A 22,825-nucleotide genomic window follows, 5' to 3' on the forward strand; every position below is an offset into this window, starting at 1 on the left:
TTTATTCACCCCCCCCCCACCCATAACAACCCCCCCCCTCGCGGGGCCCGCTTCTTTTGTTTATAAGACCCCGCCGGAAATTTTTAACACCCCTCCGGGGGGGCCCCCGCCCGCCCCCCCCCCCGCCGCCCGGGCCTCTGTCATGTCCGGCGTCCGGAGCGTCCGCCGACCCCGGTCGCAGCGCAGAGCGTCAGGGCCAGGGTCGCCGCCGTGACCGGGATCAGGAAGCCGAAGGCGGCGAAGGGGGCGTGGTCGGCGGCCCAGCCGCCGGTGGCGGAGCCGGCCGCGATGCCGCCGAGGAGGGCGGTCACCGCCAGGGTCATGCCCTCGTTGAGCTGCGAGGCCGGGGTCAGGCGCTGGACCAGGCCCATGCCCGTCACCATCGTCGGGGCCGTCGCCATGCCCGCCAGGAGGAGCCCGGCGGCGAGGGCGGGCAGTGATCCGGTCGAGGCGGCGAGCAGCGGCAGCGTCATGAGGGCGGCCATCGCGGCCAGACAGGTCCGCAGCCGGGCGGTGCGCCGGGCGCGGCCGTAGAGGAGGCCCGCGGCGCAGGAACCGGCGGCCTGGAGGGCGAGGACGGGTCCCGCGAGGGGGCCGTCCACGTACGCGAGGGTCACCACCTCCATGGAACCGAAGACCGCCCCGGTGGCGAGGAAGGCCGCCAGGAGGGGCGCCATGCCCGGGACCCGCAGCGGGGAGCCCGCGGCGGTGCGCGGCGCGACCGGCGGTTCGGTGGAGCGCTGGGCGGCGAAGACCAGGACCCCGCAGAGGAAGAGGACGGCGGCGACCAGGGTGCCCGCCTCGGGGAAGAGGGTCGAGCAGAGGAGCGCGGCGACGACCGGGCCGAGCATGAAGCAGAGCTCGTCGGCGGCCTGCTCGAAGGCGTTGGCGGTGTGCAGGGCGTCGCGGTCGCCCCGGAGGAGATGGGCCCAGCGGGCCCGGGACATGCCGCCCGTGTTGGGGCTCGTGGCGGTGAGCGCGACCGTGGCGAACAGGGCCCAGACCGGCGCCTTCTGGTGGACGCAGGCCAGCAGGACGAGGTGTCCGAGGACCGCGTGGGCGGTGGCGGGGACCGCGATCCGCGCCTGGCCGTACCGGTCGACGAGCCGGGCGATCCAGGGGGCGGTGAAGGCCCCGGCGGCCATGCTGGTGGCGGTCACCGCGCCGGCGAGGGCGTAGGAGCCGTACGCCGCCGCGATCATGATCACGGCGCTGACGCCGAACATGCCCATGGGCAGCCGGGCGATCAGATTGCCGGCGGTGAACGCGCGGGTGCCGGGGACGGTGAAGAGGCGCAGGTAGGGGTTGCGGGGGGTGAGGGGCGGCAGGTCGCCGCCGTCGTCGTCGCGGGGAGGGGCGGGTGGTCGTTCGTGGTGGCGGGGGGCGAGGGCCGGGCCCGCCGGGGTCGGGGTGAGCTCCGGTTGCGGCATGGATCAAGGCTCGGGGGAGCGGGCCGGGCGGTCCAACACCTGTTCGGTGACTTTTCACGCACCTGTGTTGTTAAATGCGGCGGTGCCCCCTGCCTCCGCCTCCGCCCCGTCCCCGTACGACACCGACCCCCGCCTCCTGCGCGCCTTCACCGCCGTCGCCGAGGAGCTGCACTTCACCCGCGCCGCCGCCCGCCTCTACGTCGCCCAGCAGGCCCTCAGCCGTGACATCCGGCGCCTGGAGCGCGAGCTGGGCGCCGAGCTCTTCGTACGGACCACCCGGCAGGTCGCCCTCACCCCGGACGGCGAGCGCCTCCTCCCGTACGCACGCCGGGTCCTCGCCGCCCACGACGAGCTGACCGAGGCCTTCCGCGCCGCGCCCCGGCCCCTCCTCGCCGACCTCAACACCCCCGGCCTCGTCCAGGAACGCGTCCTGCGCCGGGCCCGCGAACTCGCCCCGGAGCAGGAGCTGATGGCCCGCTACGAGAGCGGACTCACCGGCGCCGTGCGCGACATCCTCACCGGACGGCTCGACACCTCCTTCGGCCGGTACGGAGGCCTTGACGCCGGGCTGCGGGCCCGGCTCGGCTCCCAGCTCGTGCGGTACGAACGGATGGCGGTGATCCTCCCCGACGACCACCCGCTCGCCGGCCTGCCCGAGGTGCCGCTCGCCGGTCTCGCCGGGGAACGGGTCTACGCGGGCGCGGGGAACGACCGCACGGCCGAGTGGACCGACCTCGCCGCCCGGCTCTTCGCCGGGCGCGGCATCCACGTCGCCCCGCCCGCGCCGCTCGCCGTCGGCCACGAGGAGTTCCGCCGCATCATGGCCAAGCACCGCAACCCGGTGCTCGCCGTCGTCGACTTCCCGCCCATGCCGGGCTGCGTCCTGCGGCCGCTCGTCGACCCCGTACCCCTGTCACCCGTGAGCCTGGTCTGGCGCAAGGGCCTGCGCCACCCGGGCCTCGACGCCCTCCGGGCCGCCGCCGCGGAGCTCGGCGCCGCCGAGGGCTGGCTGGAACGCCCACCCGGCTCCTGGCTGCCGGAGAACGAACCGGGAGCGCCGTGAGCGGGACGTGACGGGCGCCGCCAGGACCGGCGAGTGAGCCGAAGGGGCGCGCCGGGGGAACAGGGCCGAGCGCGGAGCCTTCCGAGGAGCGAGGGAGGCGAGCACGGCCAGCCCTGTGAGTCCGGCTCCAGCGCCCCGGAGGGGAACCGAGCCCCAAAAAAGGGGGAGCGCTCACACACACCCCGCGCGCCGGGTGAGAGCAAGGTTCCGTTCCCGTCACCTCACGGCACCGGGCCGAAACGCGGCCTCCCTAGCGTCTGTGGCAGGTGGACCGGGGCTGTGGACGCCCCAGGACCCGACACCCGCGGAGGTACGACATGGGCGGCGGCCGGTGGATCGAACAGTGGGAGCCGGAGGACGAGACCTTCTGGCGCGAGAAAGGGGAGCGGATCGCCCGGCGGAACCTGATCTTCTCGGTGCTCTCCGAGCACATCGGCTTCTCGATCTGGAGCCTGTGGTCGGTCATGGTGCTCTTCATGGGGCCGCAGTACGGCGTCGACCCGGCCGGCAAGTTCTTCCTGATCGCGACCGCGACCGTCGTCGGCGCGCTGATCCGGATCCCGTACACCTTCGTCGTCGCCCGTTACGGCGGCCGCAACTGGACCGTCTTCAGCGCCCTGCTGCTCCTGCTGCCCACCGGCCTCGCCTTCGCGGTGATGGAGCCCGGCACCTCGTACACCACGTTCGTCCTGGTGGCGGCGCTCACCGGCGTCGGCGGCGGCAACTTCGCCTCCTCGATGACCAACATCAACGCCTTCTTCCCGCTGCGGAAGAAAGGCTGGGCGCTCGGCCTCAACGCGGGCGGCGGCAACATCGGCGTCCCCGTCGTCCAGCTCGTCGGCCTCCTCGTCATCGGCACCGCCGGTGCCATGCACCCGAGGATCGTGCTCGGCGTCTACCTCCCCCTGATCGTGGTCGCCGCCGTGTGCTCCGCGCTCTTCATGGACAACCTCGCCCCCGTCAAGAACGACACCGGGGCCGCGAAGGAGGCCGTCCGGGCCCGCCACACCTGGATCATGGCCTTCCTGTACGTCGGCACCTTCGGCTCCTTCATCGGCTACAGCTTCGCCTTCGGCCTCGTGCTCCAGACCCAGTTCGGACGCACCCCGCTCCAGGCCGCCTCGCTCACCTTCATCGGCCCGCTGCTCGGCTCCCTGATCCGGCCCGTCGGCGGCTCCCTCGCCGACCGGCACGGCGGCGCCCGCATCACCCTGTGGACCTTCGCCGCGATGGCCGCCGCGACCGGAGTGGTGATCTACGCCTCCGTCATCCAGTCGCTCGCCGTCTTCCTCGTCGGCTTCATCGGACTCTTCGTCCTCAGCGGCCTCGGCAACGGCTCCACGTACAAGATGATCCCCGCGATCTTCCTCGCCCAGGGGCACCGCAAGGGGCTCGCGGGAGACGCCGCGGAAGCCTACGGACGCCGTCTCTCCGGCGCCGCCATGGGCCTCATCGGAGCGGTCGGCGCGCTCGGCGGACTCGGCATCAACCTGGCCTTCCGCCAGTCCTTCCAGACCGCCGGCACCGGCACCGGGGCCTTCGTCGCCTTCCTCGCCTTCTACGCGGCCTGCATGGTCGTCACCTGGGCGGTATACCTTCGCCGCCCCACCACCGTCCCCGAGACCGCCGAGACGGTCACCGAGTCGGAGCCCCGGCCCGGCTACGCGAAGGTGTGATGTCCGGTGCCCGGCGCGGACCGTAACGGCCAGGAAATACGGGCGAACCGAGTCTGTCACGCGTCCCCGTCAGGCTCGGGCCTCATGGACGAGCAAGAACACGGCCCCCTCGCCGGCTTCACCGTCGGCGTCACCGCGGCGCGCCGCGCGGACGAGCTCATCGCGCTGCTGCGCCGGCGCGGTGCGGCCGTCGTCCACGGCCCCGCCCTGCGGATCGTGCCCCTCGCGGACGACACCGAACTCCTCGCCGCCACCAAGGAACTCATCGGCCACGCCCCGGACGTCGTCGTCGCCACCACGGCGATCGGCTTCCGGGGCTGGGTCGAGGCGGCCGAGGGCTGGGGGTACGGCGAGGAACTCCTCACCGTCCTGCGGGACGTCGAACTCCTCGCCCGGGGACCCAAGGTCAAGGGAGCCGTACGGGCCGCCGGACTCACCGAGTCCTGGTCGCCCGGCTCGGAGTCCATGGCCGAGGTCCTCGACCGGCTCCTCGCCGAAGGCGTCACCGGGCGCCGGATCGCGCTCCAGCTGCACGGGGAGCCGCTGCCCGGCTTCGTGGAGGCGCTCACCGCCGCCGGCGCCGAGGTCGTCGGCGTCCCCGTCTACCGCTGGATGCCCCCCGAGGACACCGGCCCCCTCGACCGGCTCCTCGAAGCGGTCCTCGCCGGCACCCTGGACGCCGTCACCTTCACCAGCGCCCCGGCCGCCGCGTCGCTGCTCTCCCGGGCCGAGGAGAAGGGCGTACGGGACGCATTCGTCGCGGCGCTGCGGCACCAGGTGCTCGCGGTGTGCGTCGGCCCCGTGACGGCGCTGCCGCTCCAGGCCGAGGGCATCGACACGTACCAGCCGGAGCGGTTCCGGCTCGGCCCGCTCGTCCAGCTCCTCTGCAAGGAACTGCCCGCCCGCTCGCGGGTCCTGCCGGTCGCCGGGCACCGGGTGGAGGTCCGCGGCCACGCCGTCCTCGTCGACGGCGCCCTGCGGCCCGTCCCGCCCGCCGGGATGGCCCTCCTGGGGCTGCTCGCCCGCCGGCCCGGCTGGGTGGTGTCCCGGGCCGACCTGCTGCGGGCGCTGCCGGGGGCGGGGCGGGACGAGCACGCGGTGGAGACGGCGATGGCGCGGCTGCGGGCGGCGCTCGGGGCCCCGAAGCTGATCCAGACGGTGGTGAAGCGGGGGTACAGGCTGGCGCTGGACCCGTCGGCGGACGCGAAGTACGACAGTTAGGGCGGGCAACGGCCGACGGTCAGGGCGGGCAACGGCCGACGGTGCGCGGGGGCGCGGCGGTAGCGTACGTGGATGATCTCCGGTCCCCTTCGTATCCGTCCCGCCGTCCCCGGCGACGCCGCCGCCCTGGCCGACGCGCTGATCCGCAACCGGGACCACATGAAGCCCCGGGAGCCCTACCGGCCCGAGCGGTACTACACCGCCGAGGCGCAGGCCGAGCGGCTCGCGGACGGTGGGGTGCGGTGGTTCGTCGTCGACGGCGACACGATCGTCGGGTCCGCCATCATGTCCGGCATCACCCTCGGGCCCCTCTGCAGCGCCTCCCTCGGCTACTGGGTCGACCACGCGTACACCGGCCGCGGTCTCGCCACCGCGCTCGTCGCGGAGGCCTGCCGGGCCGGCCGTGACGAGCTCGGTCTGCACCGGGTCTCGGCCGGGACCATGCTCGACAACCACGCCTCCCAACGGGTCCTCGTCAAGAGCGGCTTCACGCGCATCGGGACCGCGCCCCGCTACCTCCACATCGCCGGGGACTGGCGCGACCACCACCTCTTCCAGCGCATCCTGCACGACGACCCGCCGCCGGGAGTTCCGGGCGACCGGACCCCGAACGGTGATCGCGCCTGACACGGTGCCTTCCGGTGGCGTACGCTCGACGGCTGCCCAGTGCACGTCAGAAGGGGGCCTTAGGTGGCCGCGCAGGAAGCCGTGGACACGGTCAGAGACCGTGAGATCGGTGTCGAGCAGGAACATCTGGATCACGTCTACCGCCGGCTGGAGGAGAAGATCCACGAGGCGGAGTTCCTGATGAACGACGCCGCCCAGCGGGGCCAGGTCGGCACGCCCGGCGCCCTCGCCGAGCGCGACGCCCAGGTCTTCCGGGCCGGCATCCACCTCAACCGGCTCAACAACGAGTTCGAGGACTTCCTCTTCGGCCGGATCGACCTTCTTTACGGGAAGGACGGGAAGAAGGGTCCCGACGGGGCCTACACCTCCGTCGAGCCCGCGGAGGACGCCGTACGGTCCGACAACACGGCCGAGATCGGCGAGACCCTCCACATCGGCCGCATCGGAGTCCTCGACTCCGACTACGCGCCGCTGGTCATCGACTGGCGCGCGCCCGCCGCCGCGCCCTTCTACCGGTCCACGCCGGTCGACCCCGGCCGGGTCGTGCGCCGTCGCGTCATCCGCTCCAAGGGCCGCCAGGTCCTCGGCGTCGAGGACGACCTGATGCGTCCGGAGCTGCGGGCCACCCTCGACGGGCGCGAGCTGCCCGTGATCGGCGACGGCGCTCTGATGGCCGCCCTCGGCCAGGCCCGCAGCCACACCATGCGGGACATCGTCTCCTCCATCCAGGCGGAGCAGGACATGGTCATCCGCGCGCCCGCCGCCTCCGTGACCTATGTGGAGGGCGGCCCCGGCACCGGCAAGACCGCCGTGGCCCTGCACCGGGCCGCGTACCTCCTCTACCAGGACCGGCGGCGGTACGCGGGCGGCATCCTGATCGTCTCGCCGACCCCGCTCCTCGTCTCGTACACCGAGGGCGTCCTGCCCTCCCTCGGCGAGGAGGGCCAGGTCGCCATCCGGGCCGTCGGCAGCCTCGTCGACGGCGTCGAGGCCACCGCCTACGACGATCCGGCCGTGGCCAGGATCAAGGGCTCCTCCCGGATGCTCCACGTGCTGCGCAAGGCGGCCCGCGGCGCCCTGGAGACCCCGGCGCCCAGGAACAGCCAGCCCGAACTGGGAGAGGACGACGAGACCCCCGTGCCCGCGGGCACGCCCACGCGCCTGCGTGTCGTCGCCTTCGGCCGCCGCCTGGAGCTGGAGGCCGACGAGCTGCGGCGCATCCGCCACAACGTCCTCGGCGGCACCGCCCCCGTCAACCTGCTCCGCCCGCGCGCCCGTCGGCTGCTCCTCGACGCGCTGTACTCGAAGTCGGGCGCCGTCGGCCGGCACAGCGACCCCGAGCTCGCCGCCGAACTGCGCTCCTCCTTCGACGAGGACGTGTCCACGGAGGACTCCTTCCTCTCCTTCCTCGACGCCTGGTGGCCCGAGCTCACCCCGCGCCGGGTCCTCGACGCGATGGCCGACGAACGGCGGCTCGGCCGCTGGGCCCGCCGCATCCTCAACCCGGGCGAGGTGCGGCGGCTCGCCCGCTCGCTGCGCCGCGAGGAACTGTCCGTCCACGACGTGGCCCTCCTCGACGAGCTGCACACCCTCGTCGGGGCCCCGACGAGGCCGAGGAAGCGCCGGGAGTACGACCCGCTGGACCAGCTCACGGGCCTGGAAGAGCTCATGCCCGTACGGGAGGAGACGCAGCGCGAGCGGGCCGAGCGGCTCGCCGCCGAGCGCACCGAGTACGCGCACGTGATCGTCGACGAGGCGCAGGACCTCACGCCCATGCAGTGGCGGATGGTCGGGCGGCGCGGCCGGCACGCCACCTGGACGGTCGTCGGCGACCCGGCGCAGTCCTCCTGGTCGGATCCGGACGAGGCCGCCGAGGCCCGCGACGAGGCCCTCGGCTCCCGGCCGCGGCGCCGTTTCGAGCTGACGGTGAACTACCGGAACCCGGCGGAGATCGCCGAGCTCGCCGCCAAGGTGCTCGCCCTCGCCATGCCGGGCAAGGAGTCGCCGCGCGCGGTCCGCTCGACGGGAGTCGAGCCCCGCTTCGTCGCCGTACAGGAGAAAGCCGATCTGGCCGAAACCGTACGGTCGGAGGCGCGCCTGCTCCTGGAGCGGGTGGAGGGCACGGTCGGCGTCGTCGTCGCCATGAACCGGCGTGCCGAGGCGGCCCGCTGGCTCGCCGACCTGGGCGACCGGGTGGTGGCGCTCGGCTCCCTGGAGGCGAAGGGCCTGGAGTACGACGCCACGGTGGTCGTCTCGCCGGCGGAGATCGCGGACGAGTCCCCGGCCGGTCTGCGGGTGCTCTACGTGGCTCTGACCCGGGCGACGCAGCAGCTCACGGTGGTCGCGGGAGCGAGCGACATGCCGGACGAGGCGGGGGTGCCGGACCTGCTCCGGGACTGAGCCGACCCGGCGCCAGGGGCTGATTTCAGGTCAACCTGTGGCGCTGGAATCACCGGGCAGGCTGGTTTGTTAGCCTTGTCGTGGCACCGGCTCGATCCAAGCCCCCGGGCCCAACCTTCGTCCCTCAGAGGGACCACTTGCCGCGAGGCGAGCATGGCGGGTCGGTGCCACTTAGACGTACGTACGAAGTTGAGGCTCCAGTCACCTCTCGTGGCTGGAGCCTCTTCTGTTCCCTCAGCACTTCTCGTATGGTGGAAACTACTTTCCGAAAACAAAATGACCGTATTACCTGCTACCGGCAGGTAGGTGCGACCATCGGAGGGCGCCGCCGGGCAACCAGCCGGGCCGGCGTAGCAACGAAGCTCAGGGAAAGCAGAGGAAGTCGGCCATGGCAACGGCGCCCAGCGTCTCGTACTCGATGACGGTCCGGCTGGAGGTTCCCGCGAGCGGGACCGCAGTCTCGCAGCTGACCACGGCGGTGGAGTCCCACGGCGGATCCGTCACCGGCCTCGACGTGACCGCCTCCGGCCACGAGAAGCTCCGCATCGACGTCACCATCGCCGCGACGTCCACCGCGCACGCCGACGAGATCGTCGAGCAGCTGCGCACCATCGAGGGCGTCACCCTCGGCAAGGTCTCCGACCGTACGTTCCTGATGCACCTCGGCGGCAAGATCGAGATGGCGTCCAAGCACCCCATCCGCAACCGTGACGACCTCTCCATGATCTACACCCCGGGCGTCGCCCGGGTGTGCATGGCGATCGCCGAGAACCCCGAGGACGCCCGCCGCCTCACCATCAAGCGCAACTCCGTCGCGGTCGTCACCGACGGCTCCGCCGTCCTCGGCCTCGGCAACATCGGCCCGATGGCCGCCCTGCCGGTCATGGAGGGCAAGGCGGCCCTCTTCAAGCGCTTCGCCGGCATCGACGCCTGGCCGATCTGCCTCGACACGCAGGACACCGACGAGATCGTCGCGATCGTCAAGGCCATCGCCCCCGGCTTCGCGGGCATCAACCTGGAGGACATCTCCGCGCCCCGCTGCTTCGAGATCGAGGCCCGGCTGCGCGAGGCCCTCGACATCCCCGTCTTCCACGACGACCAGCACGGCACCGCCATCGTCGTCCTGGCCGCCCTCACCAACGCGCTGCGCGTGGTGAACAAGGGCGTCGGCGACGTGCGGGTGGTCATGTCCGGCGCCGGCGCCGCCGGTACGGCCATCCTGAAGCTGCTGATCGCGGCGGGTGTCAAGCACGCCGTCGTCGCCGACATCAAGGGTGTCGTGCACGCGGGCCGCGAGGACCTGGTGGAGGCCCCGGCGGACTCGCCGCTGCGCTGGATCGCCGACAACACCAACCCGGAGGGCGTCACCGGCACCCTCAAGGAGGCCGTCGTCGGCGCGGACGTGTTCATCGGCGTGTCGGCCCCGAACCTCCTTGGCGCGGAGGACGTCGCCGCCATGGCGGAGGGCGCGATCGTGTTCGCGCTCGCGAACCCCGACCCGGAGGTCGACCCGGCCGCCGCCCGCCAGACGGCCGCCGTCGTCGCCACGGGACGCTCCGACTTCCCGAACCAGATCAACAACGTGCTGGTCTTCCCCGGTGTCTTCCGCGGCCTCCTCGACGCCCACTCCCGTACGGTCAACACGGAGATGATGCTGGCGGCCGCCACGGCCCTCGCCGACGTCGTCACCGAGGACGAGCTGAACCCGAACTACATCATCCCGTCGGTCTTCAACGACAAGGTCGCGGGCGCGGTCGCCGGAGCCGTGCGCAACGCGGCGAAGGCGGCGGTCGCGGGCTCGGTGACGACCGGGCGCTGACGGCGCGTCGCGATGAGCGGAGCCGTAAACCCGCCTTTAGGGTGTCTTTTCGGCTCCGCTTCGTTTTCGTGGAGTCGACAGAACGTCACCACCACGGGGATCTGGCGCTTTTCGTGTGACCCCAGGGGGTGCCGGATTGGCGTTCCCGCCGCTGGTGGGGGCAGGATGCGTGTTTGGGCGCGAGGGTCTGTCATTAGACCCGGGTCCGGGGACTGTCCGAAGGCCCTGGCAGCATCGGCTTCGCTGTACCCAATCACGCGGCTTCCGCCGCGTGGCACGCCTCACAGGCAAGAAGAACACGGGAGTAACAACATGAACCGCAGTGAGCTGGTGGCCGCCCTGGCCGACCGCGCCGAGGTGACCCGCAAGGACGCCGACGCCGTGCTGGCCGCTCTCGCCGAGACCGTCGGTGAGGTCGTCGCCAAGGGCGACGAGAAGGTCACCATCCCCGGCTTCCTGACCTTCGAGCGCACCCACCGTGCCGCTCGCACCGCTCGTAACCCGCAGACCGGCGACCCGATCGACATCCCGGCCGGCTACAGCGTGAAGGTCTCCGCGGGCTCGAAGCTCAAGGAAGCCGCCAAGGGCAAGTAAGGCAGCCGAGGCGAGTAGGGCGGCCGAGGTACGCGGCGCGGCCGAGGCCGGTAAGACGGCCGAGACACGCGGTGCGACCGAGGTGAGCAGTACCGCCGAGGCACGTAAAGCGGCCTAGAGGCGCGGAAAGGGCGGCCACCCTGTCAGGGGGTGGCCGCCCTTTCCTGTGCCCTGTACGGGCCCACAGGGGCCCGTGACGCCTTACACCAGCGCGCTGCCCGGCAGCTCGACCTTGGCGCCGAGCTCGACGAGCTTCTCCATGAAGTTCTCGTAGCCGCGGTTGATCAGCTCGATGCCGTGCACCCGGGAGGTGCCCTGGGCCGCGAGCGCCGCGATCAGGTACGAGAAGCCGCCGCGCAGGTCGGGGATGACCAGGTCGGCGCCCTGGAGCCGGGTCGGGCCCGACACGACCGCCGAGTGCAGGAAGTTCCGCTGGCCGAAGCGGCAGTCGGAGCCGCCGAGGCACTCGCGGTACAGCTGGATGTGCGCGCCCATCTGGTTCAGCGCGGAGGTGAAGCCGAGCCGCGACTCGTACACCGTCTCGTGGACGATGGAGAGGCCGGAGGCCTGCGTCAGGGCCACGACCAGCGGCTGCTGCCAGTCCGTCTGGAAGCCGGGGTGCACGTCCGTCTCCAGGTGGATCGCGTTGAGCGAGCCGCCCGGGTGCCAGAAGCGGATGCCCTCGTCGTCGATCTCGAAGGCGCCACCCACCTTCCGGTACGTGTTGAGGAAGGTCATCATCGAGCGCTGCTGGGCGCCGCGCACGTAGATGTTGCCCTCGGTGGCGAGCGCCGCGGACGCCCAGGAGGCCGCCTCCAGGCGGTCCGGGAGCGCCCGGTGGGTGTAGCCGTCGAGGCGGTCGACACCGGTGATCCGGATGGTCCGGTCGGTGTCCATGGAGATGATCGCGCCCATTTTCTGCAGGACGCAGATCAGGTCCTCGATCTCGGGCTCCACGGCGGCGTTCGACAGCTCGGTGACGCCCTCGGCGAGCACCGCCGTCAGCAGCACCTGCTCGGTCGAGCCGACCGAGGGGTACGGCAGCCGGATCTTGCAGCCGCGGAGGCGCTGCGGGGCCTCCAGGTACTGCCCGTCGGCCCGCTTCTCGATGGTGGCGCCGAACTGGCGCAGCACGTCGAAGTGGAAGTCGATGGGTCGGCCGCCGATGTCGCAGCCGCCGAGGCCCGGGATGAAGGCGTGGCCGAGGCGGTGCAGCAGCGGGCCGCAGAAGAGGATCGGGATGCGCGACGAGCCGGCGTGGGCGTCGATGTCGGCGACGTTCGCGGACTCGACGTGCGTCGGGTCGAGGACGAGCTCGCCGGGCTCCTCGCCCGGACGGACCGTCACCCCGTGCAGCTGGAGGAGTCCGCGGACCACGCGGACGTCACGGATGTCGGGAACGTTGCGCAGGCGGCTCGGGCCGCTGCCGAGCAGGGCGGCGACCATCGCCTTGGGCACGAGGTTCTTCGCGCCGCGAACGCGGATCTCGCCCTCCAGCGGGGTTCCGCCGTGGACAAGCAGGACATCGTCTGTGCCGGTCATGAATCTCGCGTTCCGGAGTGGGTCGGTCGGGTGGCCAGTGAAAAGGGTAAGGGGCCATGAGACCTCTCTTGGGTGCCCCGGGGGGCCTGGCAGATGTAATGAATTCGGCACAACACCCTCTGTTCCCGTGATCTTGCGGAGTGTTACCGTCCGCTTCCATGGCCGGGACGCTCATGGGCCCTTCCGTGTCGTGCTGGTCACCGATCTGAACTGCGGTGGTCTCCGTCTTCCCGCCATCTCCGGTCCGACGCCCCCCGTCGGCCCCCGTGAACGCCGAAGATGCGGGATCATGTGTCGCATGACCGAGGTGTCCTCGCTCACAGGACGACTGCTCGTCGCCACCCCCGCGCTGGCGGACCCGAACTTCGACCGCGCGGTGGTCCTGCTGCTCGACCACGACGACGAGGGTTCGCTCGGCGTGGTCCTCAACCGGCCGACGCCGGTGACCGTCGGCGACATCCTCGCCCCCTGGGCCGGGCTCGCCGGCGAACCCGGCGTCGTCTTCCAGGGCGGCCCCGTCTCCCTCGACGCGGCCCTCGGCGTCGCCGTGATCCCCGGCGACGAGGGCCCCCTCGGCTGGCGGCGGGTGTACGGGGCGATCGGCCTGGTCGACCTGGAGACCCCGCCCGAGCTGCTCGGCCCGGCCCTCGGCTCGCTGCGGATCTTCGCCGGATACGCCGGCTGGGGCCCCGGTCAGCTGGAGACCGAGCTCGGCGACGGAGCCTGGTACGTGGTCGAGTCCGAGCCCGGCGACGTCTCCTCGCCGCGGCCCGAGACGCTCTGGCGGCAGGTGCTCCGGCGGCAGCGCGGCGAGCTCGCGATGATCGCGACGTACCCCGACGACCCGTCCCTCAACTGAGGGCCCCGGCTTTCAGTACCCTTGGCGGTTATGAGCACTCTCGAGCCCGAGCGCGGGGCAGGTACGGGGACCCTCGTCGAGCCGACGCCGCAGGTGTCCAACGGTGACGGCGACCACGAGCGCTACGCCCATTACGTCCAGAAGGACAAGATCATGGCGAGCGCCCTGGACGGCACGCCCGTCGTGGCGCTGTGCGGAAAGGTCTGGGTGCCGGGGCGCGACCCCAAGAAGTACCCGGTCTGTCCGATGTGCAAGGAGATCTACGAGTCCATGGGCGCCGGCGGCGGCGACAAGGACAAGGGCAAGGGCGGCAAGGACAAGTAGGCGGGTCCTGACGCCGGGGACGGCCCCCGTCGCGCGTACTCCGGTACGTGCGACGGGGGCCGTCCCGCGTTCCGGTCCGTGTCGCCGTCCTCGTGGCCGCCGTCCTCGTGACCGATGTGGTCCAGACCTCTTGCCGACCGGACGGGGCGCGCCTAACCTCACACGTGTTGTGCGGGGCAAAACGCCCGTTGCGCATGCTGCAACGCAACGCATGTACGTGGAGAGCATCCGGCACGACGGCGAAGGACCGACACGATGACCCGGCCCATGGACCTGATCCCCGCGCCCCTGTCGGCCGAGTGCCGGAGCGGCGCCCCCGGGCGCTTCTCGCTCGACGAGCGGACCACGCTCGACGCCGGACCCGGCACCGGGTCCACCGCCCGCCTGCTCCGCTCCGCCCTGGGCGCCGCCACCGGGCTGCCGTTCGCCGACGGAAGCGGCGAGCACGCCGTACGCCTGCGGATCAGCGAGGAGGTGGCACGGCGGCACGGCCCGGAGGGATACCGCCTGACCACCGAGAGCCCCGGCGCCGCCGTCGTCATCGAGGGCGGCGGACCCGCCGGCGTGTTCTGGGGAGTCCAGACCCTGCGACAACTGCTCGGTCCCGAGACGTACCGCAGGGCGCCCGTGGGGGACGGGGGACGGGACCTCCCGTACGTGACGGTCGAGGACGCCCCCCGCTTCGGCTGGCGCGGACTCCTCCTCGACGTCTCCCGGCACTTCCTGCCCAAGGAGGACGTCCTGCGGTACCTGGACCTCCTCGCCGCCCACAAGCTCAACGTCCTCCACCTCCACCTCACCGACGACCAGGGCTGGCGCATCGAGATCAAGCGCCGTCCCGGGCTCACCGAGGTCGGTTCCTGGCGGGCCCGCAGCAAGTGGGGACACCGTGCCTCGCCCCTCTGGGACGACACCCCGCACGGCGGGTTCTACACCCAGGACGACATCCGCGAGATCGTCGCGTACGCCGCCGAGCGGCACATCACCGTCGTCCCCGAGATCGACCTCCCCGGCCACTCGCAGGCCGCCATCGCCGCGTACCCCGAACTCGGCAACACCGACGTCGTCGACACCGCCGCCCTCACCGTCTGGGACACCTGGGGCGTCAACCCGAACGTCCTCGCCCCCACCGAGACCGTCCTGCGCTTCTACGAGGGCGTTCTCGAGGAGGTCCTCGACCTCTTCCCCTCCACCTACGTGCACATCGGCGGCGACGAGTGCCCCAAGGACCAGTGGAAGGCCTCCCCGACCGCCCGGGCCCGCATCGAGGAACTGGGACTCTCCGGCGAGGACGAGCTCCAGTCCTGGTTCGTCCGCCACTTCGACCGCTGGCTCACCGCCCGCGGACGGCGCCTCATCGGCTGGGACGAGATCCTGGAGGGCGGCCTCGCCGAGGGCGCGGCCGTCTCCTCCTGGCGCGGGTACGCGGGCGGGACCGCCGCCGCCGAGGCCGGCCACGACGTCGTCATGTGCCCCGAGCAGCAGGTGTACCTGGACCACCGTCAGGCCCCGGGCGAGGACGAGCCGATGCCCATCGGATACGTCCGCACCCTGGCGGACGTCTACCGCTTCGAGCCCGTCCCGCCGGGGCTCGCCCCGGAGGCCGTCGCCCACATCCTGGGAACCCAGGCCAACGTCTGGACCGAGGTCATGCAGAACCGCGACCGGATCGACTACCAGGTCTTCCCGCGTCTCGCCGCCTTCGCCGAGGTCGCCTGGTCCGTGCTGCCCGCGCCGGAGGCGCGCGACCACGCCGGTTTCGAGCGCCGCATGCGCACCCACTACCGGCGGCTCGACGCCCTCGGCGTCGACTACCGGCCACCCGCGGGCCCCCGTCCCCGGCAGCGGCGACCGGGGGTTCTCGGTCGTCCGCTCGAAGGCACGCCCCCGATCGTGTGAGACACCCGCCGTCCCCCGTGTGAGAGACCCGACGTCCCCCCTTCACCCGACAGCGCCGAAACGGAAGTTACCGTCGTTCCGCGGGGTGCCCCGGAGGGAACGGTCCTTCGCGGACCCTCGCGCCGGACCGCTCGGAAGATGTGCCAGAGTTGCCACGTCCGGCCTGTGAGCACGTACGGTACGCCCACACGCAGGCGCGACCGCCGGGCACAGTCGGGGACCACCGGGACACCGGGAAGGGGCAGCGGGTTGACCACGCACGCACCACAGACGGCGCAGTCCGTGACGCTGCCCGCCTCGCTCGACGAGGCCGTGGCGGCGCTCACGGCCATGCCGGCCGCCGTCCCCGTCGCCGGCGGCACCGACCTGATGGCCGCCGTCAACAAGGGGCAGCTCCGCCCCGCCGGACTCGTCGGCCTGAGCCGCATCAACGAGATCCGCGGCTGGCAGTACCAGGACGGACACGCCCTCCTCGGCGCGGGCCTCACCCACGCCCGGATGGGCCGCCCCGACTTCGCCGCCCTCATCCCCGCCCTCGCCGCCGCCTCCCGCGCCGCGGGACCGCCCCAGATCCGCAACGCGGGCACCCTCGGCGGCAACGTCGTCACCGCCGCCCCCACCGGCGACTCGCTGCCCGTCCTCGCCGCCCTCGAAGCCGACCTGGTCGTCCTCGGCCCGCTCGGCAGCCGCGAGATCCCCGTCTCCCACCTGCTCGCCGGCCGCGACCTGCTCGCCCCCGGCGAGCTCGTCGCCTTCGTCCGCGTCCCGCTCCTCCACGCCCCCCAGGTCTTCGTCAAGGCCACCGGCCGCACCGGCCCCGCCCGCGCCACCGCCTCCGTCGCCGTCGTCCTCGACCCGGCCCGGCGCGGGGTGCGCTGCGCGGTCGGCGCGGTCGCCCCGATGCCGCTGCGCCCCCTCGAGGCGGAGCGCTGGATCGCCTCGCTCGTGGACTGGGACAACGACCGGGGGCTCGCGCCGGAGGCGCTCACGGCGTTCGGCGAGTACGTCGCCGCCGCCTGCATCCCGGACCCGCAGGGCGACGAACAGTTGCCCCCTGCCGTACTGCACCTGCGGCGCACCGTCGCCGCACTCGCCCGACGGGCACTGGGGAGGGCACTGTCGTGAGCAGCAACGACCAGCAGCACCAGAACTCCGGCGGCTGGGAGCCGATCCCGCAGAGCGAGGGCTACGACGGGGACGCGACCGCGTTCGTCCAGCTGCCGCCCGACTTCATGCTGGACGGCGTCCCCCTGGAGGCGCCCGGCCACGGCTACGTACCGCCGATGATCACCCCGCTCCAGCCGCTCACCCCGCCGGTGGCGACGGACCCGGCGACGACGGGTCCGTGGACGGTGCACGCGCCGACGCGGGCGGAGCAGACGCAGTACTTCGACGGCGGCGAGTACGGGGAACAGGACGCGCCGTCCTTCGGGCGCGGGGAGCAGTACTTCCCGCAGCAGGCGGAGTACGTCGACCCGCAGCATGCCGAGTACGGCGAGCAGGCGGGGTACGACGGGCGGCCCGAGCAGTTCGGGCGGCCCGAGCAGTTCGGGCAGGGCGGGACCCTCGGGCGGGGCGAGAGCTTCGGGCCGGGCGGGGCCTTCGGGGCGGGTGAGGCCTTCGAGCAGGCCGGGCCACCGTTCGGGCACGGCGAGCACGGCGAGCCTGTCGAGTACGTCGAGCAGGACCCGCAGGCGACGGCCGAGTGGCGCTTCACGGGAGTGGCGGCGCCCGCCGCCGGCTCCGGTGCCACGGGCCAGTGGGAGATTCCGGTCGTACCGGAGACGGCGGAGGCCGCGGAGATCACCACGCCGGGAGAGTCGGGAGCGCCGGGGGAATCGGGGCGGGAACCGGACGGGTTCGCCGCCTCGGCCGTCAGGCCGTACGCCGAGGCCCCGGCGACCCTGCCGGGCGGCGCCCCGGCGCCGTGGGCGCTCCCGGAGGAGCCGGTCGCGGAGGCCGTGGCCGAGCCCCGGGGCGAGGAGCAGGACGGGGAGTGGGCCGGGGAGGCGGCGGTGGCCGTCGGCGACCCGACCGCCACCGCCGTGGCGGCGGCCCCGGCGGGGACGCCGGGCGACGGGCCGGAGGAGGAGCGGGCCGCGGCCGTTCCGGACCACGCACCGGAACCCGCCGCCGACCCCGTACAGGGTCACGGTCCCGACCTCGTACAGGGTCACGGTCCCGACCCCGCGCCGGACGAGGGGCCCGGCCACGTCCCGGACCACGTGTCCGACCCCGCTCCCGACGTCGTACCCGGCCAGGCCCCCGAGCCGGTGTCCGGTGCGAGCGTCCACGCCTCCACCGACAGCGACGAGCACCCCCACACCTCGTACACCCTCCGGGTCAACGGCGCCGACCGTCCCGTCACCGGTTCCTGGATCGGCGAGTCCCTGCTCTACGTCCTGCGGGAGCGCCTCGGTCTCGCCGGTGCCAAGGACGGCTGCTCGCAGGGCGAGTGCGGCGCGTGCAACGTGCAGGTCGACGGCCGGCTCGTGGCCTCCTGCCTCGTCCCCGCGGCGACCGCCGCCGGGAGCGAGGTGCGGACGGTCGAGGGCCTCGCGGTCGACGGGGAACCCTCCGACGTGCAGCGGGCCATGGCCAGGTGCGGCACCGTCCAGTGCGGCTTCTGCATCCCCGGCATGTGCATGACCGTGCACGACCTGCTCGAGGGCAACCACGCCCCCACGGACCTGGAGACCCGCCAGGCGCTCGCCGGCAACCTGTGCCGCTGCTCCGGCTACCGGGGCGTCCTCGACGCCGTACGGGACGTCGTCGCCGAGCGCGAGGCGAGCGCCACGGCCACCGCGCCCGAGAGCACCGGCGAGCCCCGTGTACCGCACCAGATCCCGCACCCGCACGACGGAGGCATGGCGTGAGCAGCGACGCGACCACCGCCGTTCCCACGGCACCGGACGTCCCCGCGGCCCTGGGCCAGGAGCCGTCCGCGCACGGCCTCGGCACCTCGCTCCCGCAGGCCGAGGCACGGGCGAAGACCGAGGGCACCTTCCCGTACGCCTCCGACCTGTGGGCCGAGGGGCTGCTCTGGGCCGCGATCCTGCGCTCCCCGCACCCGCACGCGCGCATCGTGTCCGTGGACACCAGCGCCGCGACCGCGATGCCGGGCGTACGGGCCGTGGTGACGGCCGCCGACGTGCCGGGCTCGGCGACGTACGGCCGGCAGGTCGCGGACCGGCCCGTCTTCGCGTCGGACCTGGTCCGGCACCACGGCGAGGCGCTCGCGGCGGTCGCCGCCGACCACCCCGACACGGCCCGGCTCGCCGCCGCCGCGATCAGCGTCGAGTACGAGCTCCTCGACCCGGTGACCGATCCGGAGAAGGCGTTCGCGGCCGAGGCGCTGCACCCCGACGGGAACCTGATCCGGCACATCCCGCTGCGCTTCGGCGACCCGGACGCGACGGGTGAGATCGTCGTCGAGGGCCTGTACCGGATCGGCCGCCAGGACCCGGCGCCGATCGGCGCGGAGGCGGGACTCGCCGTGCCGCGCCCGGACGGCGGTGTGGAGCTGTACACCGCGTCGACCGACCCGCACACCGACCGGGACCTGGCCGCCGCCTGCTTCGGGCTGCCGCCCGAGCAGGTCAAACTGGTCGTCACCGGCGTCCCCGGCGCCACCGGCGACCGCGAGGACCCGGGGTTCCAGATCCCGCTGGGCCTGCTCGCGCTGCGCACCGGCTGCCCGGTCAAGCTCACCGCCACCCGCGAGGAGTCCTTCCTCGGCCACGCCCACCGCCACCCGACCCTCCTGCGCTACCGCCACCACGCGGACGCGGAGGGGCGCCTGGTGAAGGTGGAGGCGCAGATCCTGCTCGACGCGGGCGCGTACGCCGACTCCTCGTCCGAGTCGCTCGCGGCGGCCGTGGCCTTCGCCTGCGGCCCGTACGTCGTGCCGCACGCCTTCGTCGAAGGATGGGCGGTCCGTACGAACAACCCGCCGTCCGGCCATGTGCGGGGCGAGGGCGCGATGCAGGTCTGCGCGGCGTACGAGGCGCAGATGGACAAACTGGCGGCGAAACTGGGCGTGGACCCGGCCGAGTTGCGCATGCGGAACGTCATGTCGACCGGCGACATCCTGCCCACGGGACAGACGGTGACCTGCCCCGCACCGGTGGCCGAACTCCTGTCCGCGGTAAGGGACTTCCCCCTCCCTCCGCTCCCCAAGGACACCCCCGAGGGCGAGTGGCTGCTCCCCGGCGGCCCGGAGGGCGCGGGCGAACCCGGCGCGGTGCGGCGGGGCGTGGGGTACGCGCTCGGCATGGTGCACATGCTGGGCGCGGAAGGCACCGACGAGGTCTCCACCGCGACCGTACGGGTCCAGGACGGGGTGGCCACGGTCATCTGCTCGGCGGTGGACACCGGTTCGGGCTTCTCGACGCTCGCCCGGCAGATCGTGCAGGACACCCTCGGCATCGACGAGGTCCACGTCGCACCCGTCGACACCGACCAGCCGCCGGCGGGACCGGCCGCCCACGGCCGTCACACCTGGGTCTCGGGCGGGGCGGTGGAACGGGCCGCGAAGATGGTCCGCACGCAGCTGCTCCAGCCGCTGGCCCACCAGTTCGGCATGTCGACGGAACTCCTCCAGATCACCGACGGCAAGATCACCTCGTACGACGGGGTCCTCTCGACGACGGTCGTCGAGGCGCTGGACGGCAAGGAACTCTGGGCCACCGCCCAGTGCCGCCCGCACCCCACGGAGCCGCTCGACGACTCGGGCCAGGGCGACGCGTTCGTCGGGCTCGCGTTTTGTGCGATCCGCGCGGTGGTCGACGTGGACATCGAACTCGGCGCCGTACGCGTCGTGGAGATGGCCGTCGCCCAGGACGTCGGACGCGTCCTCAACCCGGCCCAGCTCGCCACCCGCATCGAGGCGGGCGTCACCCAGGGCGTCGGCGCGGCCCTCACGGAGAACCTCCGCACCGCCCGCGGCCTGGTCCGCCACCCCGACTTCACGGGCTACGCACTCCCGACATCCCTGGATGCCCCGGACATTCGCATCGTGAAACTCGTCGAGGAACGCGACGTGGTGGCCCCCTTCGGCGCCAAGGCGGCGAGCGCGATCCCCGTCGTCACCTCACCCGCCGCAGTGGCCTCAGCGGTACGTGCGGCGACCGGACGCCCGGTCAACCGCCTCCCGATCCGCCCGCAGGCGGCCGTGGCCGTGCCCAATTCGTAATCATGTGATGTCCGTTGCTTGTGCAACCCCGGGGTGCGCACTGTCGTCGTTCCCAACTACAGTGAACTCCTAGACTTGTGTGCGATACACGGCATGGTGGTTCACGGGGGAGGAGCGCGAGCATGCTGCCTGAGATGGGTGGTCTGACGTCCGGGATGCGGGCGCAGGCCGTGAAGTACAGCGCCGACTCCATGGAGACGTTCCGGAAGGGCGTCGAGGGCCTCATCGAGCAGCTCCAGGGATCGGAGGCCGGTCCCGGGAAGCTGAAGGACCAGCCGGTGTCCCGCCCCCAGTTCGGCGGCGGCGGCGCCGCCTGGGGCGAGGCCCAGGGCGCCTACGCGGCGTACGACGGGACTCTCTCCCGCCTGGTGGAGCTCTCCGGCCTGCTCAAGGACTGCCTGGAGGGCCTCGGGATCGCGGTCGTCGCCTCGAAGAACGGCTTCGAGGAGATGGACGACGACATCAAGCGCAAGATGATCCAGATCCACCAGCGGACCTACGAGGCCAAGCAGAAGGCCGAGAAGGAAGCGGGCAATGGAGCGCCGGCCGGTGAAGGCGGCGAGACCACCGAGGGTGGCGGCGACTACAAGTAGCCCGGAGCGGACGGAATTTCGGGGACACGGGGAAGAGGCGAGGGATGAGGCCTGCAGAGGGCGGCGGAGGCGGCGGAACCAACTTCCGCGCCATGTCGCATCAGCAGATGTTGGCGTGGCTGGACGAGGCCAGTAGCTACTACGTGGGCGATGCGGCGAGCCGGCTGAAGTCGGTCGCGGCACAGCTGGAGAAGATCGCCGCCGAGCTGAAGTCCAGCATGGAGCGCATGGACTGGGAGGGCGAGGCCGAGAAGGCCTTCGCCGAGTGGGCCACCAACGTGGCCAATTCGACGAAGGCGCTCGCGGACTACAGCGAGGGCGGCGCGAAGTGGATGGAGGAGAACTCCATCGCCATCGCCTCGGCGCAGAGCGCCATGCCCCGGTACACGTCCCACGCCTCCGCCAAGGAGAACCTCGAAGCGGCGCTGAAGTACCGCAACGACCCCGACTCCCGGACGATCGCCGGCAACGCCCGGTCCTCGATGGCCGCGAGCGAGGAGCTCGCGGCCATCGAGGCCAAGGAAGCGGCGAACAAGGAGGCGGCGGCGAAGGAGATGGACCGCCTCTCGGAGGCGTACAAGTGGTCCACCTTCCACATGGACAACAACAAGCCGCCGACGTTCCCGCCGCCGCCGGGGGCGTTCGTGCCGGACAGCCGGGGCATCCGGGACGGCTCCGAGTACATCGGTTCCTCCCCGCAGAGTGACGGGCGGACCACGGGCACGGACACGACGCAGTCCACGCGGTCGCAGCCGGACTCGCGGACCACGACCGACTCGCGGACCACGCCCGACTCGACCGTGACCCCGCCGTCCGAGGACACGACCAGGCCGATCCATGTGATCCGGCCGGAAGTGCGGCCTGAGACTCCGGTGGACCTCGGCATCGACAGCGTCGACACCCTGCCGCCGACCACGACAGGTCCGACGACGCAGACCCCGGGCGGCCCGCCCCCGGTCACCAAGCCGGACGGCGGTACGCCTCCGTTCGTGACGACCACCGGTATCCCGCCCTTCACGGGGAAGGGCGGCCCGAAGCCGGTGGGCCTCACCGGCCCCGTCACCGGCGGCACGCGCAACCCGATGACCACCGGCCCGCGTGGGCTCCCGGGCATGCCCGGCCCCATGGGCGGTCCCCGTGAGGGCATCAGCGGCGGCCGTCAGGTGCCCCAGACGGGCCGTCCTTCGACGGGCATCCCGCGCAGCACCGTCATCGGCACCGAGACCGGCGGCCGCAACGGAACGGCCATGGGCCGCGGCCCGATGGGCGGCGGCATGGGTGGCGCGATGGGCGGCGGCATGGGCGCCGGACAGAACGGCATCAGCGGCGGACGCCGCCTCGCCGGCGAGACCGGCGGAGTCGTCGGCGGCAAGGCGCAGCGCGCCGGCGCCGCAGGTGCCGTAGGCGGCGGCGCGCGTCCCTTCACGCCCGGTGGCTCCGGCCTCGTGCGCGGAGGCTCCACGCCGGCCGGCCGCGACCGCGAGGAGCAGAACGGAGAGCGTCCCGACTACCTTGTCGAGGACGAGGAGACCTGGCAGCAGGGCAACCGCCGCGCGGCGCCGCCCGTCATCGACTGATCAGCGC

The 22,825-nt window shown here is 72.8% G+C and carries 17 protein-coding genes; 15 read left to right on the plus strand and 2 right to left on the minus strand.

Features of this window, described 5'->3' with window-relative positions:
- Positions 1–140: 140 nt before the first annotated feature.
- Positions 141–1,430, minus strand: coding sequence for an MFS transporter (locus ACFWUY_RS00005; protein ID WP_384100201.1), 1,290 nt, complete (start codon positions 1,428–1,430; stop codon positions 141–143).
- Positions 1,431–1,476: 46 nt separating this feature from the next.
- On the opposite strand from ACFWUY_RS00005, the gene ACFWUY_RS00010 reads away from it, so the two are divergent.
- From ACFWUY_RS00010 to ACFWUY_RS00040, 7 genes are all read left to right on the plus strand, one after another.
- Positions 1,477–2,493, plus strand: coding sequence for a LysR family transcriptional regulator (locus ACFWUY_RS00010; protein WP_384100807.1), 1,017 nt, complete (start codon positions 1,477–1,479; stop codon positions 2,491–2,493).
- A gap of 317 nt (positions 2,494–2,810) precedes the next feature.
- Positions 2,811–4,169 carry a nitrate/nitrite transporter gene (locus ACFWUY_RS00015; protein ID WP_384100203.1) on the plus strand — a complete coding sequence of 453 codons (1,359 nt, stop codon included), beginning with the start codon at positions 2,811–2,813 and terminating at the stop codon, positions 4,167–4,169.
- 84 nt (positions 4,170–4,253) lie between these two features.
- Positions 4,254–5,390, plus strand: a complete 1,137-nt coding sequence (locus ACFWUY_RS00020) for a uroporphyrinogen-III synthase (protein WP_384100205.1) — start codon at positions 4,254–4,256, stop codon at positions 5,388–5,390.
- Positions 5,391–5,462: 72 nt separating this feature from the next.
- Complete coding sequence (locus ACFWUY_RS00025) at positions 5,463–6,017, plus strand: GNAT family N-acetyltransferase (protein WP_384100207.1); 555 nt, start codon at positions 5,463–5,465, stop codon at positions 6,015–6,017.
- Positions 6,018–6,080: 63 nt separating this feature from the next.
- On the plus strand, positions 6,081–8,417 hold the full coding sequence (locus tag ACFWUY_RS00030) for a HelD family protein (protein WP_384100209.1): 2,337 nt from the start codon (positions 6,081–6,083) through the stop codon (positions 8,415–8,417).
- A gap of 388 nt (positions 8,418–8,805) precedes the next feature.
- Positions 8,806–10,236 carry an NAD-dependent malic enzyme gene (locus ACFWUY_RS00035; RefSeq protein WP_384100211.1) on the plus strand — a complete coding sequence of 477 codons (1,431 nt, stop codon included), beginning with the start codon at positions 8,806–8,808 and terminating at the stop codon, positions 10,234–10,236.
- A 312-nt stretch (positions 10,237–10,548) separates the two neighbouring features.
- The gene (locus ACFWUY_RS00040; RefSeq protein ID WP_015033921.1) at positions 10,549–10,830 is read left to right on the plus strand and encodes an HU family DNA-binding protein; all 282 of its coding nucleotides are present in this window, start codon (positions 10,549–10,551) and stop codon (positions 10,828–10,830) included.
- 201 nt (positions 10,831–11,031) lie between these two features.
- Here ACFWUY_RS00040 and murA read toward each other — a convergent pair whose 3' ends face one another.
- On the minus strand, positions 11,032–12,372 hold the full coding sequence (gene murA / locus ACFWUY_RS00045) for a UDP-N-acetylglucosamine 1-carboxyvinyltransferase (protein WP_055600231.1): 1,341 nt from the start codon (positions 12,370–12,372) through the stop codon (positions 11,032–11,034).
- Positions 12,373–12,670: 298 nt separating this feature from the next.
- Between murA and ACFWUY_RS00050 the strand changes: the two genes are divergently transcribed.
- From ACFWUY_RS00050 to ACFWUY_RS00085, 8 genes are all read left to right on the plus strand, one after another.
- Positions 12,671–13,231, plus strand: coding sequence for a YqgE/AlgH family protein (locus ACFWUY_RS00050; RefSeq protein WP_056558191.1), 561 nt, complete (start codon positions 12,671–12,673; stop codon positions 13,229–13,231).
- A gap of 30 nt (positions 13,232–13,261) precedes the next feature.
- Positions 13,262–13,555 (plus strand): DUF3039 domain-containing protein, encoded by a 294-nt coding sequence (locus tag ACFWUY_RS00055; RefSeq protein WP_384100213.1) that lies wholly within the window; start codon positions 13,262–13,264, stop codon positions 13,553–13,555.
- A 255-nt stretch (positions 13,556–13,810) separates the two neighbouring features.
- The gene (locus tag ACFWUY_RS00060) at positions 13,811–15,454 is read left to right on the plus strand and encodes a beta-N-acetylhexosaminidase (protein WP_384100215.1); all 1,644 of its coding nucleotides are present in this window, start codon (positions 13,811–13,813) and stop codon (positions 15,452–15,454) included.
- A gap of 249 nt (positions 15,455–15,703) precedes the next feature.
- Positions 15,704–16,579: an FAD binding domain-containing protein gene (locus ACFWUY_RS00065; protein ID WP_384100217.1), complete on the plus strand. Its 876-nt coding sequence runs from the start codon at positions 15,704–15,706 to the stop codon at positions 16,577–16,579.
- Positions 16,576–18,330: a 2Fe-2S iron-sulfur cluster-binding protein gene (locus tag ACFWUY_RS00070; protein ID WP_384100219.1), complete on the plus strand. Its 1,755-nt coding sequence runs from the start codon at positions 16,576–16,578 to the stop codon at positions 18,328–18,330. The genes ACFWUY_RS00065 and ACFWUY_RS00070 overlap by 4 nt, the downstream gene beginning before the upstream one ends.
- Positions 18,327–20,648, plus strand: coding sequence for a xanthine dehydrogenase family protein molybdopterin-binding subunit (locus ACFWUY_RS00075; protein WP_384100221.1), 2,322 nt, complete (start codon positions 18,327–18,329; stop codon positions 20,646–20,648). The genes ACFWUY_RS00070 and ACFWUY_RS00075 overlap by 4 nt, the downstream gene beginning before the upstream one ends.
- Positions 20,649–20,770: 122 nt before the next feature.
- Positions 20,771–21,241, plus strand: coding sequence for a hypothetical protein (locus tag ACFWUY_RS00080; protein WP_384100223.1), 471 nt, complete (start codon positions 20,771–20,773; stop codon positions 21,239–21,241).
- Positions 21,242–21,333: 92 nt separating this feature from the next.
- Complete coding sequence (locus ACFWUY_RS00085; protein WP_384100225.1) at positions 21,334–22,818, plus strand: WXG100 family type VII secretion target; 1,485 nt, start codon at positions 21,334–21,336, stop codon at positions 22,816–22,818.
- Positions 22,819–22,825 lie beyond the last annotated feature (7 nt).

It is taken from the genome of Streptomyces sp. NPDC058664, from assembly GCF_042716635.1.
In the GTDB taxonomy this organism is placed as follows: Bacteria; Actinomycetota; Actinomycetes; order Streptomycetales; family Streptomycetaceae; genus Streptomyces.